The 16,352-nt window shown below is 70.7% G+C and carries 13 protein-coding genes; 3 read left to right on the top strand and 10 right to left on the bottom strand.

The features are described from left to right. Positions 1-122 precede the first annotated feature (122 nt). Positions 123-905: an IclR family transcriptional regulator gene (locus FB558_RS20280; protein ID WP_211366703.1), complete on the top strand. Its 783-nt coding sequence runs from the start codon at positions 123-125 to the stop codon at positions 903-905. 9 nt (positions 906-914) lie between these two features. Continuing rightward, positions 915-1,688, top strand: a complete 774-nt coding sequence (locus FB558_RS20275; RefSeq protein WP_211366702.1) for an SDR family NAD(P)-dependent oxidoreductase — start codon at positions 915-917, stop codon at positions 1,686-1,688. Positions 1,689-1,893: 205 nt separating this feature from the next. Here FB558_RS20275 and FB558_RS20270 read toward each other — a convergent pair whose 3' ends face one another. From FB558_RS20270 to FB558_RS20240, 7 genes are all read right to left on the bottom strand, one after another. Then, the gene (locus tag FB558_RS20270; RefSeq protein WP_142055755.1) at positions 1,894-2,724 is read right to left on the bottom strand and encodes a phosphoenolpyruvate hydrolase family protein; all 831 of its coding nucleotides are present in this window, start codon (positions 2,722-2,724) and stop codon (positions 1,894-1,896) included. Beyond that, the gene (locus FB558_RS20265) at positions 2,702-3,994 is read right to left on the bottom strand and encodes a Tm-1-like ATP-binding domain-containing protein (RefSeq protein WP_142055753.1); all 1,293 of its coding nucleotides are present in this window, start codon (positions 3,992-3,994) and stop codon (positions 2,702-2,704) included. Before FB558_RS20265 ends, FB558_RS20270 begins: the two co-directional genes overlap by 23 nt. Then, entirely contained in the window at positions 3,991-4,311 is a 321-nt protein-coding gene (locus FB558_RS20260) for a cupin domain-containing protein (RefSeq protein ID WP_211366701.1), read from the bottom strand. Before FB558_RS20260 ends, FB558_RS20265 begins: the two co-directional genes overlap by 4 nt. 80 nt (positions 4,312-4,391) lie before the next feature. Further along, entirely contained in the window at positions 4,392-5,495 is a 1,104-nt protein-coding gene (locus tag FB558_RS20255) for a Gfo/Idh/MocA family protein (RefSeq protein WP_142055749.1), read from the bottom strand. Next, on the bottom strand, positions 5,492-6,316 hold the full coding sequence (locus tag FB558_RS20250; RefSeq protein ID WP_142055747.1) for a carbohydrate ABC transporter permease: 825 nt from the start codon (positions 6,314-6,316) through the stop codon (positions 5,492-5,494). The genes FB558_RS20255 and FB558_RS20250 overlap by 4 nt, the downstream gene beginning before the upstream one ends. A 7-nt stretch (positions 6,317-6,323) precedes the next feature. After that, complete coding sequence (locus FB558_RS20245; protein WP_142055744.1) at positions 6,324-7,295, bottom strand: carbohydrate ABC transporter permease; 972 nt, start codon at positions 7,293-7,295, stop codon at positions 6,324-6,326. Continuing rightward, complete coding sequence (locus tag FB558_RS20240) at positions 7,295-8,593, bottom strand: ABC transporter substrate-binding protein (RefSeq protein ID WP_170231429.1); 1,299 nt, start codon at positions 8,591-8,593, stop codon at positions 7,295-7,297. Before FB558_RS20240 ends, FB558_RS20245 begins: the two co-directional genes overlap by 1 nt. A gap of 73 nt (positions 8,594-8,666) precedes the next feature. Between FB558_RS20240 and FB558_RS20235 the strand changes: the two genes are divergently transcribed. Then, the gene (locus tag FB558_RS20235) at positions 8,667-10,202 is read left to right on the top strand and encodes an aminotransferase-like domain-containing protein (protein ID WP_170231428.1); all 1,536 of its coding nucleotides are present in this window, start codon (positions 8,667-8,669) and stop codon (positions 10,200-10,202) included. 215 nt (positions 10,203-10,417) lie between these two features. On the opposite strand, the gene FB558_RS20230 is transcribed toward FB558_RS20235, so the two are convergent. Genes FB558_RS20230 through FB558_RS20220 form a run of 3 tightly spaced genes read right to left on the bottom strand, consistent with a single transcriptional unit; the run spans position 10,418 to position 16,313 of the window. Further along, entirely contained in the window at positions 10,418-12,736 is a 2,319-nt protein-coding gene (locus FB558_RS20230; RefSeq protein ID WP_142055737.1) for a glycoside hydrolase family 3 C-terminal domain-containing protein, read from the bottom strand. After that, positions 12,733-14,442, bottom strand: a complete 1,710-nt coding sequence (locus FB558_RS20225; RefSeq protein WP_246106631.1) for a sulfatase family protein — start codon at positions 14,440-14,442, stop codon at positions 12,733-12,735. Before FB558_RS20225 ends, FB558_RS20230 begins: the two co-directional genes overlap by 4 nt. An 8-nt stretch (positions 14,443-14,450) precedes the next feature. Continuing rightward, positions 14,451-16,313 carry a sulfatase gene (locus FB558_RS20220; protein WP_142055732.1) on the bottom strand — a complete coding sequence of 621 codons (1,863 nt, stop codon included), beginning with the start codon at positions 16,311-16,313 and terminating at the stop codon, positions 14,451-14,453. Positions 16,314-16,352 lie beyond the last annotated feature (39 nt).

The raw sequence follows: 16,352 nt of genomic DNA, 5'->3' as shown, positions 1-16,352 counted from the left end.
GTGGAGAGCCCCGACCGGGGGCCACCTAGCCCGGACCGTATGGTCGTGTTTCGCTCCGCGGCAAGACGCTGTTCCGGTATGAGGAACAGGATTTTCGCACGTTGTTCCGCTATGGTGTCCCGGTGAGTGACGGAGCTGACACGCTGTCATCGGTGAACCGAGCACTGACCCTGCTGGAGCTCCTGGCCGAGAACAACGGGTTGACCGTGACTCAGCTGGCCGATCGCCTGCAGACGGGGAAGACGACGGCCTTCCGCCTGACCAAGACCCTCTCGGAACGCGGTTGGGTGGAGAAGGACGACGAGCTCCGGTACCGCCTCGGCCCTGCCTTGCTGGGCCTGGTGCCCGCGAACCAGATGGGACAGGGGCTGCGTCAGCAGCTCCGGCCGCTCCTGGAGGAGCTCCAGGACGAGACCGGCGAGACGATCCATCTCACGGTGCTGCGCGGCCGGTACATCGTTTACGTCGACCAGCTGATCTCGCCGAAGCCGGTCCACTCGGTCAGTACGCTCGGCAGCCGCTCACCGGCCCACTGCGTGTCGCCAGGCCTCGCACAGCTCGCCGCCCTACCCTCGGAGGCGCTCGACTGGATCCTGGCGGTACCGCTGCGCCGCTATACCGAGCGATCGCTGACCGAGCCGGACGCCGTGCGGGCAGAACTGCAGCGCGTGCGAAATCGCGGCTACGCCGTCAACCGCGGCGCCTTCCGTGCGGAGGTCGGAGGCGTCGGCGCCGCGGTACTCGACGACCACGAGCGCCCCGTCGCGGCGCTGTCGGTATGCATGCCCGCGTTCCGGATGAAGGACAACGACCTCTCCGGAATTGGCGAACTGCTGAAGATGAAGGCTGCCGACGCCCAACGACGTATCCGGCTCGCCCGCAGACCGGCCATCGACACGTTCTGAAGGGATACCGTGCAGACGCATCAGGAACGTCGCTACCTCATCACCGGAGCAGGCTCGGGGATGGGACGCGAGGTGGCGCTGGCACTGGCGGCGGCCGGAGCCAAGGTCGCCGTTGCCGATCGGGACGAGAGTTCGGCCGAAGCGGTGGCGACCGCGATCACCGCGACAGGCGGCGTCGCCCTGACGATTCCCGTCGATGTCACCAGCGAGCCCCAGGTGATCCACATGCTGACCACTGCCTGCTCGACCTTTGGCGGCTTGGACGGCGCATTCAACAACGCCGGGATCGCCGTAGCCGGCGAGTACGCGTTCGGCACCCCGCTCACGCAGGTTGCCTTGGAAGACTTCCGCTCCATGGTGGACGTCAACACCATCGGGATGTTCCTCTGCCTCAAGCACGAGCTGCGCCTGCTGCGCGGCCCGGGCGTCTCGATCGTGAACAACGCCTCCGTAGCCGGTCTCATCGGGCTGGCGAACGGAGCCCCCTACGTGGCGTCCAAACACGCAGCGGTAGGTCTGACCAAGGCCGCCGCCCTCGAAGCGGCACCGCTCGGGATCCGCGTCAACTCCGTGTGCCCCGGATTCGTGGAGACCCCCATGCTGCTCGAGCACGCCACCAAGGAGGGCCGGCAGCGCCGCGAGAACGCCACGCCACTCGGACGCCTCGCGCGACCGCACGAAGTCGCTGATCTGGTGGCCTGGCTCCTGTCGCCCGCCTCGTCATTCGTGATCGGATCGAATCTGACGGTAGACGGTGGGCTCAGCGCCGGCTCCAGGCACTGACCCGTCCAGATTCACCGATCCTGCCGCCGACCGCGCATTCCGTCAGGCGCCTACTCGAATGTCCTCCCCATTCCATCTTTCCTGCACGGCTTGGTGAGATCACCTCACTGCATTCCATTCTCGACCGATTTCTGAACTTCGGCGGTCGGCCGGCAACCAGGCGTCTTGAAGAGACTGGTTCGGATATCGATTGATCGGTCTAGGGTCAGTGGGATATCGCGGTGAAATCCTGCACGGTGGCCGTGAGCGCCTGTTCGGTGGGCAACCGCTCCATGGATGACGCGCCGTAGAAGCCGTCCACCACCGCGGTGCGCTCCAGCACGTACCGCACGTCGTCCACGGTGGCGATCGGGCCGCCGTGGCACAGGACGATGACGTCCTCGCGCACGGCCCGTGCCGCCGCGGCCCACTCGTCGATCAACGCAACGCAGTCGTCGAGTGAGCGCGCGGTCCTGGCGCCGATGGCGCCGCCGGTCGTCAGGCCCAGGTGCGCCACGACGACGTCGGCGCCGGCCTGCGTCATGGTGGTCGCATCGGCGGCGGAGAAGACATAGGGCGTGGTGAGCAGGTCCATCTCGTGGGCGATCCGCACGAGGTCGACCTCGAGCTGGTAGCCCATGCCCGTCTCCTCCAGGTTGGCCCGGAAGTCCCCGTCGATCAGGCCGACCGTCGGGAAGTTCTGGATCCCGGAGAACCCCATCCGTGCCAGCTCGGGCAGGAAGGTGTGCGGGTCGTAGAACGGGTCCGTGCCGTTGACTCCAGCGAGCACGGGCGTCTCGCGCACGACGGGCAGGACCTCGCGGCCCATGCTCACGACCACGTCATTGGCGTTGCCGTAGGCGAGCAGACCGGCGAGCGAGCCACGGCCGGCCATCCGGTAGCGGCCGGAGTTGTAGATCACGATGAGGTCGACGCCGCCAGCCTCCTCGCACTTCGCCGACAGGCCGGTCCCGGCGCCGGCCCCGACGATGGGACGGCCGGCCGCCCGGGTCTCGCGCAATCTGCGGACGATGTCAGCGCGGCTGGTTCTCGGCATCCTGCGAGTTCTCCTCGGTGTGCTGGTGAGCGTGAGCGATGTGGTCGCTCAACCTGGCGGCCATCGCGCGGGCGAAGTCCGGGTCGTTGATTTCGGCGTCGAGCTCGACGAGCTCGACGCGGGTCGGGTCGAGCCCTGCCCGGAGGGCGTCGAACAGGGCCGCGTCGGCCGCGGGATCGTGGAACGGCCCGCCGGCCACCGACACGGCGGAGACGCCGCGCAACGGCAGCATCACGGTGACCGGACCACGGGCGCGGGACAGCCGCTCGGCCATGCGTGCGCCGACCTCGGCGCATTCCTGCGGTGTGGTGCGCATCAGCGTGACGCTGGCATTGTGGACGAGCAGATTGCGCTGCGCGAAGCGCTCCGGCACCGACTCCTTCGGACCGAAATTCACCATGTCCAGTGCGCCGACGGAGACGACCTGCGGGACGCCGGCCGCCCCGGCGGCCGTCAAACGATCGGGGCCTGCCGAGAACACTCCACCCACGAGCTCGTCGGCCAGCTCCGTGGTGGTGACGTCCAGTACTCCGGCGAGCCTGCCTTGCGCGGCCAGCGATTCGAGGCTGCGCCCGCCCATCCCGGTCATGTGGAACACGAGCACCTCGTAGTCGAGGTCCTCCAGGTGCGCGCGAGCCGCCCCGACGCAGGGGGTGGTCACCCCGAACATGCTCGCCCCCACGAGCGGCCGGTCGGCGTGCGCCAGGGCCACCGGCGCCCGGGTCACCATGCCGGCCACCGCGGCCGCGGCGTTCGCGAGGATCTCCGCCGACAGCCGGTTCACCCCGGCCACGTCGACGACGCTGGGCACCAGCACCAGATCGGTCTCCCCTACGTACGGCCGGGTGTCGCCGCTTGCCGCGGTGGAGACGACGAGCTTCGGGACCCCGATCGGCAGGCCGCGGAACGCCGTGGCGGCCAGGGAGGTGCCGCCGGTCCCACCCATCGCGAAGGCCGCGTCGCAGCGTCCCTGCTCATGAAGGGCACGGATCACCCGTGCCGCGCCGGTCGCCATCGCCTGTACCGCCGCGCCGCGGTCGCCACCGCGCGCCAGCGCTGCGTGTGCGACGCCGGCGGCCCGGGCGACCTCCTCCCGGGTGACGTCGGCCGCCGGGTCGAGCTCACCGAGCACACCGACGTCGACCAAGACCGTCGCCAGCCCGGCCGCGTGCAGCCGGTCGGCGACGAAGGCGTACTCCGCCCGCTTGGTGTCCAGGGTGCCGAGCAGGACGACCGTGCGCTGCGGGCTCGCGGTACCGTCGGCGGTCATTCCCCGACCGTCTGCCGGTCCGGGGCCGAGAACGAGATGAGCAGCTCGACCTCATCCTCACCGATGTTGCGCGCGTTGTGCAGCCGGCCGGACGGGATGCTGACGACGTCCCCCGGGTGCATCACCGTGACCTCGTTCTCGACGCTGTGCTCGATCGTGCCACGCACGACGTAGAGCACTTCGTCGCAGTTGGGGTGGTAGTGCCGCGGGTTGGATCGACCCGGTTCGATGTGACATTTTCCGACGGTCATCGTCTCGGAGTTTCCGAGCTTCCCAGAGACCATCCAGACCAGACGTCCGAAGGGGGTCTCCTCCACGTCGTAATCGGACGGCCGGGCAACGGCCTGCTGTGCGTCGAACACCGTTCTCCTCATCGATCGTTCCGGGGGTGCGTGGGTCAGTCGTGGATCGCGGGCCGGCCCGTGACCCCTGGTGGCAGATCGCGGTACAGCTCGAAGAGCTGCATGATCGCCAGGGCGTCGGCCAGCGTGCCCTTCTCAGCGGAACGGCCGGCGATCACGGCCTCACAGAAATGCAGCAGCTCGGGTACGTACCCGAGGTAGAACAGGTTCTTGTTGTACAGCTGTCCCAGCGAGAACTCCGGTTCCCACATCAGCGGGGCCACCTCGTCGTCCACGACGAAGGACGGCGCCCGTCCGTAGGTTCCGCGGGAGCCCGCGCGGTAGTAGGTGATCCGCACCCCGTTCTCCACGACCACGTTGCCGCCGGGGCCGACGACCTCCACCCGCTCCAGCGGGCTGGTTCCGGCCGACCCTGCGGCCAGGTGCATGGTCCCGACGGCGCCGGAGGTGAAGCGCAGGCTCGTGACGCTGCCCCCGGTGACCGGCTCCCACTCGTAGCTGAGGCGGTCCACGGGGCCCATGAGGTAGTTGAGCACCGCAGCCGGGTGGTAGATGTGGTCGAGGAAGCTGCGCATCGCGACCAGGTCCTGGCGATCGGCGAGCGGCGGCATCGACTGCGGGTAACGGACCGCGACCGAGGACACCGGGCCGAACTCCTCGGCGGAGATGATGGCCTTCACCTTCTCCATCGCAGGCGTGAAGACCTTCTTCAGGCCGGTCATGACGAACTGACCGGTCTCCGCGCTGAGTTCCATCAGCTCGCGCACCTCTTCCGTGGAGGCAGCGGTTGGCTTCTCGGTCCACACGTGCGCGCCCGCGCGCAGGCAGTCGGCGGCGATGTCGGTGGCCTGCACGCGGCCGGACTCGTCATATCCGGTCACGACGAGCACTGCCCGCGGTGATTCCCGATCGAGCATCTCCCGGTGATCGGCATAGTAGGTCGGGGCGCCGAACATTCGAGCATAGGCGGCGGCCCGGTCCTTCTCGACATCACACACGGCACGCAGGTCCACCGGCAGGTACTGCAACGCAGGATAAACGTTTCGGAACGAGTGCCCGCCGGCGCCGATGAACGCGACCGGGAGCCGGTCAGGGTACTCGAACTGGTAACGGAAGTCAGTGTTGATGCGGCACCTCACTTGACGGACCCGGCCAGCAGGCCGCGGGTGAACGAACGTTGCAGGAACACGTAGACGAGGATCGACGGGATCATGGCGAGGACGATTCCGGCGAACAGTGCCCCGTAGTCGGAGCTGTACTGGCCCTGGAACTGCGTCAGGCCCACCGGAATGGTGCGTGCGGTGTCGTCGAAGAGCAGCAACAGCGCCAGCAGGTACTCGTTCCACGCGGCGAGGAAGCTGAACACCGCAACGGCGAGCAGCGCCGGCTTCGCCAGCGGGAGCATCACGCTGAGGAACGTGCGCCAGTCCGACGCCCCGTCGATCTTCGCCGCCTCCGCGAGCGAGTCGGGCAGATCCCGGAAGAAGCTGCGGGTGATGAAGACACCGAGCGGGGTGCCGGTGGCGACGAGGATGAGCACCAGCCCAAGCCTGGTGTCCACCAGCCCCATCGAGCGGAACTGGTAGAAGACCGGCACGACGATCGCCTCGATCGGCAGCGTGATCGTGAAGAGCAGCAGGTAGAACAGCCGGTCGGTGAGCCGGGTGGCGAGCTTGCCGAACACGTAACCCGCCGGACACGCGACCAGCACGATCAGCGCGGTCGCCGCCACGGCGACGACCAGGCTGTTGACGAAGTAGCCGGCGAAGCCGCCGCTGGTCCAGACCGTGACGAAGTTGACCCACGTCCAATTCTGTGGCAGGCCCAGCGGGGAGCCGAAGATCTCGCCCTCGTCCTTGAACGCGCTCAGGACGACCCAGACGAACGGCACCATGGTGAGGGCGGTGAGCACGGCGAGCGGGCCCACCAGCACCGCGGCCCGTAGCCGGTATGCGATCACGACGGAGTCACCTTCCTTCGGCGGCGCGGTCGCGCCCGCGGTTGATGGCGAAAGCGATCGTCATGGCAATAGCCGCGATCGTCAGGCCGGCGGCGCTGGCCAGTCCGATGTCGCCGGTCTGGAAGGCCTGCCGCCACACGTAGACGGCGGCCAGCTCCGTCGCCCGCGACGGTCCGCCCTGCGTCATGGCCCACACGGTGCCGAAGCCCTTCAGCGCGCTCACGAACGCGAGCACGAGCACGAGGCTGATCGTGTTGTGCAACGCCGGGAGCGTCACGTACCGGAAGCGCTGGATCGCGTTCGCCCCGTCGATGGTCGCCGCCTCGTACTGCGCGGGATCGATCGTCTGCATCCCGGCCAGGAAGATCAGCATGTAGAACCCGTACGCCTGCCAGGCACTCGCCAGCCCTACGGCCGGGAGCGCGAGGATCGGCTCTCCCAGCCACGGGCGGGTCAGGAACTCCAGGCCGACGGCGCGCAGCGCGTCGTTCAGCAGGCCGACGGTCGGGTGGTACAGCTGGCTCCAGATCACCCCGACGACGGCCAGCGACAGGACGTGCGGGAGGAAGGCCAGGCTCCGGAACAGCGACCGGATCCGATCCCACCGCACCTCGTTGATCAGCACTGCCATGAGCAGTCCACCGCCGGCGGCGAGGACCACGTGCATGACCCACCACACCAGGGTGCGCCCGAGCGCCTGCAGGAACGCCGGGTCGGTCCAGAGCTCGACGTAGTTCGCGAGGCCCACCCAGGTCATGACCGGGGCGACGCCGTTCCAGTCGAACAGGCTGAACTGGACCCCGCGCATCAGCGGGACGAGCACGAACACGACGACCAGGCCGAACGCCGGGGCCAGCATCAGGGCGACGAACAGCATCCGGCCGAGCTCCGGGCGGCGCAAACCCCCGATCCGGCCCGGACCGCCCGCTGCTCCGGGGCGCCCAGCCCGGCGCGGGCGCACGCCCTGCACCACCGCCATCAGCCGCCGCCCTCGGCCCGGCTCTTCTCCAGCTCGGCCTGCACGCCCGCTATCGCGGTCTCCGGGCTGGTGCTGCCGGTGAGCAGGCCCTGCACCGCCTGGTACCAGGCGTCCTTCGCCGACGCGGGCAGGTAGACGCTGGGGTTGTAGCCGGGGGCCGTCGCCAGGGCGTCGACGGCGGCCTGGATCGCCGGGTCGAGGTTGGCACCATCCGGAACGACACGCGACGGCGCGAGGGTCATGCCGCTGTCGGCGGCCAACTGCAGGTACTCCTCGCTGGACACCCAGTCGAGCCACTCATACACCGCGGACTTCGCATCCGTGTCCACCGGCACCACCCAGCTCAGCGCGAGCCCGGCCGTCGGCACCGCAGCGGCTGCCGGATCCAGGGCCGGCATCGGGAACGAGTCGAACCGGCTCGCGTCCCCGCCCTCGGCCCGCAGCTCGGCCATCGGCCCCTGCGGCATCACCGTCATCGCCGCCTCACCGGCGAGGAACGCCGCCTCGGCCTGCTCCTGGTCCAGCGCGGCGGCCTCACCGGCATTGATGCACCCGGCGTCGATGAGCTCGCGCAGCATCTCACCGCCACGCACGATCGCCGGCTGGTCGAACGCCCCATCGCCGTAGATGACCTCGGACATCGCCTCGGCGCCTGCCGAGGACTGGACGAGCGCGCCGAGCAGCCAGCCGCCGGCGAAGTTGTCGCGTGCGCCGACGACCATCGGGAGTGTTCCGGAATCGGCCAGCGGGCCACACGCAGACCGGAGCTCGTCGAACGTCGCTGGCACCGCGACCCCCGCCCGCGTGAAGTACTCCTTGTTGAAGTGGACCTGGAAGACGTCGAGGCCCTCGACGACCTCGAAGGGCGCGCCGCCGCCCTGCCGGGTGATCTGATCGAGCACGGCGGGCCGGTAGCGCTGCGACAGCCCCCGCTCGGCGTAGAGCTCCGAAAGGTCGGCGACGAGGCCCCCGTCGGCGAGCAGCCCCACCCGCCCCGGGCCCGAGTTGACCAGAAGCACGTCCGGGGCTTGCCCTGAGCGCAGCAGCGTCTGGACGCTGCCCTCCTCGAACGTCACCTCGACGGCGGACACCTCCACCGTGATATCTGGATGGGCGCGACGGAACTCCTCCACGACGGCCGCGGAGTACGGGTGGTCGAAGCCCGCGATCTGCAAGGTCGAGGATGAGTCCTGCGGCCCACCCCCGGCCGGGGCGCCGGGTGCCGCGACGGATCCGCACGCGGCGAGCAGCGCACACGCGGCGCCCGCAACGACGGTTTGGACGTACCTCGGTCTCATCGGTTGCTCCTTCGCTCCGCAGACCTGTCGAATGGCCATGTCCACTTGCCCGTCCCCCGAGGGTCGGCACAGAGTGGCAGCCGAGGACAGACGGAATCCATGGCCAAACGAGCACAATTGGCCCTACTTTGGGGAGGTGAAGTTCGACGCCGACCAGCTTTCGGTGATGCTCAGCGAAACGGGCGTCCGCGATGGGCCCCTGCACAAGCGGGTCAGCGGCGGCCTGCGCATCTTGATCGAGAGGGGTGAGCTCCCCGCCCGCAGCATCCTGCCGTCGGAGCGCTCACTGGCGATCGCGCTGTGTGTCAGCCGCACGACCGTGGTGACCGCGTACCAGGAGCTGCAGGAGGAGGGACGGATCGAGCGCCGGCGCGGCAGCGGGACACGAGTGCGCCCACCCGCGTTCGACGACAGGGAAACGGTCTCGGCGCTCGCGCTGGCCGGAAGCGACACGTCCTCGTCGTTCCTCGACGGGCCGCTGGCCACCCTCGACCTGTCGACCGCCGCACTGCCTGGGCTGCCGATCGTCGCCGAGGTGGCCGCGGGGCTCACCGGCGCGGACTACGCCGCGCTGGTGGCGCAGCACCACGGCTACCACCCGAGGGGGATCCTTCCGCTGCGGCAGCGGCTCGCCCACTGGTACACCGAAGCCGGGATTCCGACGTCCGAGGACGAGATCCTGATCACCGGCGGTGCGCAGCAGGCTCTGGAGCTGATCACGAACGGCTGCCTGCAGCCCGGCGACGACGTCGTCGTGGAGCGGCCGACCTATCGGGGCGCCCTGGAGGTGTTCGCGCGTTCCGGATGCCGGTTGTGCGAGGTGCCCTGTGACCGGTCCGGCGTGGACGTGTCGGCCCTCGACGCGCTCGCCAGCGCGCGCGTTCCCCGCCTGTGCTATCTCCAGTCCGCGGTGCACAACCCGCTGGGGACCGTTCTGTCGGACGACCGTCGACTGCGGTTGCGACAGCTCCTGCGCCGGCATCCGTCGCTGATCGTCGTCGACGACACGTCGCTGGCCGGCACCCTCTTCGAGGAGGAGGCGCCGCCGCCGGGGTTCGCCGCGCCCGAGGCTCCCGACCGCGTCATCGTCATCGGATCGATGAGCAAGTTGTTCTGGGGCGGCCTGCGCCTCGGCTGGATCCGGGCCTCCACCCGCGTGATCTCCCGGTTGGCGCGGATGAAGGGCCGGCTCGACTTCGGCACCTCGCTCGTCAGCCAGCAGATCGGGCTACGGCTCCTCGAGTATGTCCCCGAGGCCCGCGCCACTCGGCGGGTACAGCTCACCCGCGGGCTGACTGATCTGACCGGGCTACTCGGGGACCTGCTCCCGGACTGGACGTGGGACGACCCACGCGGAGGACCGTCGCTGTGGGTTCGGCTGCCGCACGGCGACGCAACCCATCTCGCCCCGATGGCGCTGCGATTCGGCGTCGCGATCCTGCCCGGCGCCGTGTTCTCCGCCGACTCCACCACCAAGGACTATCTGCGCCTGCCCTACGCCCTGCCCCGCGACGTGCTCACCGCCGGCGTGCAACGCCTCGCCGCGGCATGGCACGCCTACTCCCGCCATGAAGCAGCCGACATCGACCTGCATTCGGTCACGACCTGACCTCCCGGCTCCGCCTTCACCCTTCGGGAGGATCGCCTCGACATACCTGCGGCGTCGGGGTCCTGCCCGCACCCGGGCCGGACCCGAGATGAGCTCCACCAGCGAATCCAACGAGGCGACCCACCATCAAGATCACCCACACGACCATCACCGTCGATCAGGCATCAGCCTCCCCCCGCGACGGCCTCACGACCGGCTACTCACCGTCCGCCGGCTCAGCTCCGCCGACCGGCACGGGCCCGCAGCTCGGCGACGTCGGCGCGGCTGAAGGGCATGTTCGGGAAGGAGGTCAGCCGGACGAGCGGGAAGTTGCCGAGCATCCGGCGCATCCCCGGGTCGGTGAGCTTGCTGGGTCCCGTTGCCACGATCAGGTCGTCCAGCAGCGAGCCGGCGACGGGGTGGGCCAGCCACTCGTCCAATGTGGAGTCGTCGGTCAGTGGCGGCACGGGCCGTGGGACGTCGACGGTGATGTCGGCGCTCGCCCGCAGATCGCGTGAGGACGCACCCACCGCGACGGTGAACCGCCCGCCCTCGAGGACCCACCGCCTCAGCTGCGGGTGGAAGTAGGAAAGGTCCCGGTGGGTCAGCGCGAGGTCGACCCGACGCGACTCACCGGGCCCGAGGGCGATCTTGCGGAACGCCTTCAGCTCGCGCGCGGGACGAGCCACGGTGGCGGCCGGGGCCGAGACGTAGACCTGCACGACCTCCTTGCCGGCCCGGTCGCCGGTGTTGGTCACCGTGACCGACACGGCGGCGAGGTGCTCCCCGCCGTCCTCGACGGTGACTTCGAGGTCGGAGTAGGCGAAGCTCGTGTACGACAGGCCGTGCCCGAAGGGGTAGGACACCTCCTGCCGGCGCGCGTCGTAGCCGCGGTAGCCGACGAAGACGCCTTCGCCGTACCGCACCACCCCGCACTCGCCCGGGAAGTTGAGGTGGGCGGGTGAGTCCTCCAGGCGGAGCGGGATCGTCTCGGCCAGCCGGCCCGAGGGGTTCGCGCGCCCGAAGAGCAGGTCGGTGATCGCGTCTCCCCCTGCCTGCCCGAGCAGCCAGCCCTCCAGGATCGCGGCGGCGTGCCGGTCCCAGTCCGAGACCTGCACGACCGAGCCGTTCGACAACACGACGACGACCCGGGGGTTCACCTCGGCGACCGCGGCCAGGAGCTCGGTCTGGGTGGCGGGCAGCAGGATGTGCTCGCGGTCGTAGCCCTCCGACTCGGCGGACGGCGGCAGGCCGAGGAACAGCACGACCGTGTCGGCGTCCCGGGCCGCGGCGACGGCCTCCGCGTGCAGCGCGGGGTCGTCGGCGGACTCGTCGTCGACCCCGAACCCGGCGGCGAACACCGCACGGTGCCCGAGGGTCTCCCGGACCGCGGTCCACGCGTCGTTCAGCCGGGTGGGAGTGACCTGGGAGCTGCCCGCGCCCTGGTAGCGGGGGGTTCGGGCGAACTCACCGATGACGGCGACGGTTCCTGCAGCGGCCGGGTCGAGGGGCAGCAGCGGGACGGCCCGCGTGGCGTCGCCGGGCACGGTGACGGGCTCGTTCTTCAGCAGCACCGCGCAGTCGGCGGCGGCATCGCGGGCGAGGGTGTGATGGGCGGCGACATTGACGGCCCCGCCCGCCCGCACCGCGGGCAGGGCGCGCCCCAGCAGGGTGAGCAGGCGTTCGGTGGCCCGGTCGACGACGGCCTCGTCGAGCTCCCCTGCTCGCACGGCGGCGACGATCTCCGCGTCGGTGACGCCGCCGCTCGCGGGCATCTCCAGCTCCAGCCCGGCCCGCAGGCCGGCGACGCGGTCGTTCACCGCACCCCAGTCGGAGACGACGACGCCGTCGAAGCCCCACTCGGTGCGCAGCACGTCGGTGAGCAGCCACGGGTGCTCCGAGGCGTACGTGCCGTTGACCTTGTTGTAGGAGCACATCACCGTCCACGGGCGGGCCTCGGTGACGACCCGCTCGAACCCGGCGAGGTAGATCTCGCGCAGGGTGCGCTCGTCGACCTCGGCGCTGACCCGCAGCCGGTCGGTCTCCTGGTTGTTCGCCGCGTAGTGCTTGACGCAGGCACCCACCCCTGCGCTCTGGATGCCGCGCACCAGCGCCGCCCCGAGGATCCCGCTGACCAGCGGGTCCTCCGACAGGTACTCGAAGTTGCGGCCGCACAGCGGGGAGCGCTTGATGTTGATGCCCGGGCCCAGCAGGACCGCGACGCCCTCGGCACGGGCCTCCGCCCCGAGCGCCCGGCCCACCTGCTCGACCAGGTCGGCGTCGAACGAGGAGCCCAGCGCCACGGCCGGCGGGAAGCAGGTGGCCGGCACCGAGCTGCCCAGGCCCACGTGGTCCGCGGCCCCCGTCTGCTTGCGCAGCCCGTGCGGCCCGTCGGTCATCATGACCGCGGGGATGTCCAGCCGCTCCACCGCCTGGGTGTGCCAGAAGTCCGAGCCCGAGCACAGCGACGCCTTCTCCTCCAGCGTCAACCCGGCCAGCAGCCCCGGCACGTCCGGACCGGCGTCCGTGGCCGTCCCCGCGTCGCTCGTCGTCATCGGATCGCTCCTCCTGCTCGTGCTGCTCGTGCTGCTCGTGGGAGCACCTCCACCTCGCGGCTGTCGCGGTAGCCCAGCCGGCACGCCTTCACCCACACCCGCGTGTCGGGGGGCGGCGGCGTGGCCGGGCAGAGGAGGTGCCAGTGCCTGCGGTCGGGAGCCGGCGACCCGATGGCGTCGGCGAGCCCCGCCGCGCCTGCCGCCTCGCCCCCGTCCCCCGCCGGCTGGGGCCGGTCGGTGGTCCAGACCACCTGCGCCCCCTGGGTCGCACACGTGGCCGACACCGCGCCGGCGTCCTGGTCGAACTGCGGCGCGGCGGTCACCGGCCACCCGCCGCCGGGCCGCCAGGACGCCAGCAGGTCGTCCTCGGCCAGCTCGCCCAGGTCGCCGTAGGTCCGCAGCCACCGGTCCACGGCATCGCGGAACCGCGCGACGGTCTCGGCGTGGCGCGGGTCGCCGGCGAGGTTGTGCTGCTCGTACGGGTCCTCCACGAGGTCGTACAGCTCCTCCGCCGGCTTGGCCGGTGCGACGAGCCTGCGCTGGAGCGGGGTGAGCAGGCTGCGGGGCAGGCCCTGGGCGAGCTGCTGCGCCTCGCCGGCGGCGAGCCTGCGCATCTCCCGCCAGGTGTGCAACCGGTCGGGGTAGTCGCAGTGCTGCATGGGCGAGCGGTCCGGGTGGTGGTGGCGGGTGTAGCGGTAACGGGCGTCGCGGGCGCTGCGGCTCCTGTCCTCCAGCTCACCCATGCGGTCGAGGGCGGCGAAGGCGTAGGTGTTCGGCGACCGGACCGACCGGCCGCCCGGCTCCAGGAGCGGGGTGCCGTGCATGTGCTGCGGGACGTCCAGCCCGGCGAGCCGCAGCATCGTGGGTGCCAGGTCCATCAGGTGCACGACCTCGGTGTTCACCGAGCCCGGCGGGACCCGGCCCGGCCAACGCACGATGAGCGGTTCGTGCAGACCCGAGTCGGTGGCCCAGCGCTTGCCCCGCGGCATGCCCAGGCCGTGGTCGCTCCAGAACACCACGACCGTGTTCTCGACGAGGCCGTCCTCGTCGAGCTGGGCGAGCAGCTCGCCGACCCAGTGGTCCATCTCGCTGATCAGGTCGTGGTAGCGGGCCCAGGACCGGCGGAACGTCCCCGTGTCCGGGTGGTAGGGCGGCGGGGTCGTCGACGCCGGATCGTGCCGGTCCTCGGCGTGGACGTGCGAGGTGCGCTGCGCGAACGCCTCGTCGTCGAGGTAGATCTGCGACTCGTGCGTCGCCATCCCGTGGAAGGCGGCGAAGAAGGGGGTGTCGGGGGTGGGGCGGTTGCGCCAGTGCGCGGTGTCGCTGCAGTCGTCGAAAGCGCTGGCCGGGGTGGGCACCTGGAAGTCGGTGAACCAGTTGTTGGTGGTGTAGTAGCCGGCCTCGCGCAGGTACTCGGTGAACAGCCGGACCTGCGGCGGTGGGACCGCCTTCGTGCGCATGTGCATCGTGCCGATGGCCGTCGGGAAGCAGCCGGTCATGATCGCGGACCGGGACGGGGCGCAGATGGGCGCCGCCGCGAACGCCTTGTCGAACCGCATGCCCTCGGCGGCGAGCCGGTCCAGGTTCGGGGTGCGCGCGTGCTCGGCACCGGGATAGACGCCGGCGTAGGCACCGAGGTGCGGGTTGATGTCGTGGGTGGAGATCCACAGGATGTTGGGACGCCCGGTCGCGGCGGGGGTCGTCACGGAGCCCGTCATCCCGGTCGCCCGGCGGCCGCGGCCTCGTCCTGGGCGGCCACCTCCGCGGGCAGCACCTCGTCGTCGCCGTCACCGGTCGCGGGCGGGGCCGCGGGCAGCGCGGCGAGGTCGGCGGCGATCGCGCGCAGTGCGGCAGCCGGGACGGCGGCCGTCCGGGCCAGCCCGTACAGGCTCGCGGCCGGCGAGACGGTGATCAGTTCGGTCCGGACGAGCCCGGGGGCGTGCTTCCCCACGACGTCCCCGGCCCGGGGGTCGGCGAGCAGTTCCACCAGGGGGGCGGAGATCAGGTCGGCAGCCGGCAACGTGTCCAGCGGCGGCAGGGGCTCGGCGGTGGCGGCGGCCCGGTCGGCCTGGACGCGCACGAGCAGGTGTTCCGGGCCCGGCTCGACCTCGAACGGGATGCCGAGCCGCTCGAACTGGCTGCGCGGGGCGCCGCTGTCGTGCATGAGCCGCGCGAGCAGCCGCAGCATCCGCAGCTCGGCCGCGTCGTCGGCGATGGGGTGCTCCTGTGCCGGGTCGGCCTCCAGGTCGTACAGCAGGGTGCCGTGCCGCCAAGGGTTCATCCACTGCCCACGGCCCTGCAGCCGCATCGTGCGCAGCTCCTTCGTGAAGGAGAACGCCTCCGCCGGTTCCCACCCGGCCAGCTCGTCGGTGCCGAACCGGCTGCGCATGTGGGTCGGCATCAGCGTGTACTGCTCGATGGGCGAGTTGGACTCGTCGGCGGGTGCGCGCATGTAGACGTGGCGGCCGTCGGTGACGTTGACGTGGCCGCCGTGGACGCCGAACAGCGCACCGTCGTGCAGCACGTGCCGCTCGTCGGCGCTGTCGCGCAGCACCGCGGCGAGGTCGCGGCCCTGCATGTCGGGCGTCGGTTCGAGACCGAAGAACCGCAGGAGGGTCGGCGCGATGTCGATGGTCTGGGCGAGCGCACCGCGGCGGGTGCCGCGCTCGCCGGTGCGCGGGTCCCAGACGAACGCCGGGAGGTGGACCAGCTCGTTGAACCACGGCTGGACGCCCTTGGCCCACCAGCCGTGCTCACCGAGCAGGAACCCGTGGTCGGTGTTGACGATCAGCATGGTGTCGTCCCACATGTCGTGGGCGTCCATGACGTCGATCACCCGTCCCAGCGAGTGGTCGCACATGCTCACCAGCGCCGCGTACCGGTTGCGGGCGTGCTCGACCTGGCCGGCCGGCTCGGTGACCTTCTGGTAGCCCGGCCAGTCGAAGTCGGGGCCGTCGTGGTCGTCGGAGTAGCGCTCGCGGAACCGTTCGCCGCTGAAGAACGGCTCGTGCGGGTCGAACAGCTCGATCTGCAGCATCCAGTCGTCTGCGGCGACGTTGGTCTGCACGAAGTGCAGGCCGGCGTCCACCGTCCGCGTCTGGTAGTGCTCGGCCTCGGTGGGCAGGTACGTGCGGTTGACCTCGTCCTGGCGCTTCATCCGCGCGTGGACGTGGCGGGCGGCGTGCCCGGGCTGCACGACGCCCTTCCACGGATCACCCTCCTGTCCCCTGAAGAACTCCCAGGTGGTGTAGCGGGTGTGGTACGTGCCGCCGCCGTCCTCCCAGTAGTGCGGGTGGTCCGACGCCAGGTGGGTGTGCACGCCGGCCTCGCCGAGCAGCTGGGGCACCGAGTCGTCGAACGGCTCGAGCGGCCCCCAGGAGCGGTGCAGGAAGTTGTAGCGCCCGGTGTGCATCTCCCGCCGGGCCGGCATGCACGGCATGGACCCGGCGTAGTAGTTGTCCAGGGTGACGGCCTTCTCGGCGAGCCGCGTGAAGTTCGGCGCCTGCACGAAGGTGTCGCCGTAGGGCGGCAACATGTGCCGGTTGAGGCTGTCGAACATCAGGACGATCGCGCGCACAGTTCTCCTCGGGCGTGCTGGGCGCTCGGCGGCGCCGGG

The organism is Pseudonocardia kunmingensis (assembly GCF_006716445.1).
GTDB lineage: Bacteria > Actinomycetota > Actinomycetes > Mycobacteriales > Pseudonocardiaceae > Pseudonocardia > Pseudonocardia kunmingensis.
Note: the sequence above shows the minus strand (reverse complement) of the source record. Positions and strands in the feature narration are given on the sequence as shown.

Excerpts from the sequence above, each read along its gene's own strand:
- FB558_RS20240 (WP_170231429.1), bottom strand. The coding sequence starts at position 8,593 with ATGAGACCGAGGTACGTCCAAACCGTCGTTGCGGGCGCCGCGTGTGCG.
- FB558_RS20265 (WP_142055753.1), bottom strand. The coding sequence starts at position 3,994 with ATGACCGCCGACGGTACCGCGAGCCCGCAGCGCACGGTCGTCCTGCTC.
- FB558_RS20245 (WP_142055744.1), bottom strand. The coding sequence starts at position 7,295 with ATGGCGGTGGTGCAGGGCGTGCGCCCGCGCCGGGCTGGGCGCCCCGGA.
- FB558_RS20270 (WP_142055755.1), bottom strand. The coding sequence starts at position 2,724 with ATGCCGAGAACCAGCCGCGCTGACATCGTCCGCAGATTGCGCGAGACC.
- FB558_RS20230 (WP_142055737.1), bottom strand. The coding sequence starts at position 12,736 with ATGACGACGAGCGACGCGGGGACGGCCACGGACGCCGGTCCGGACGTG.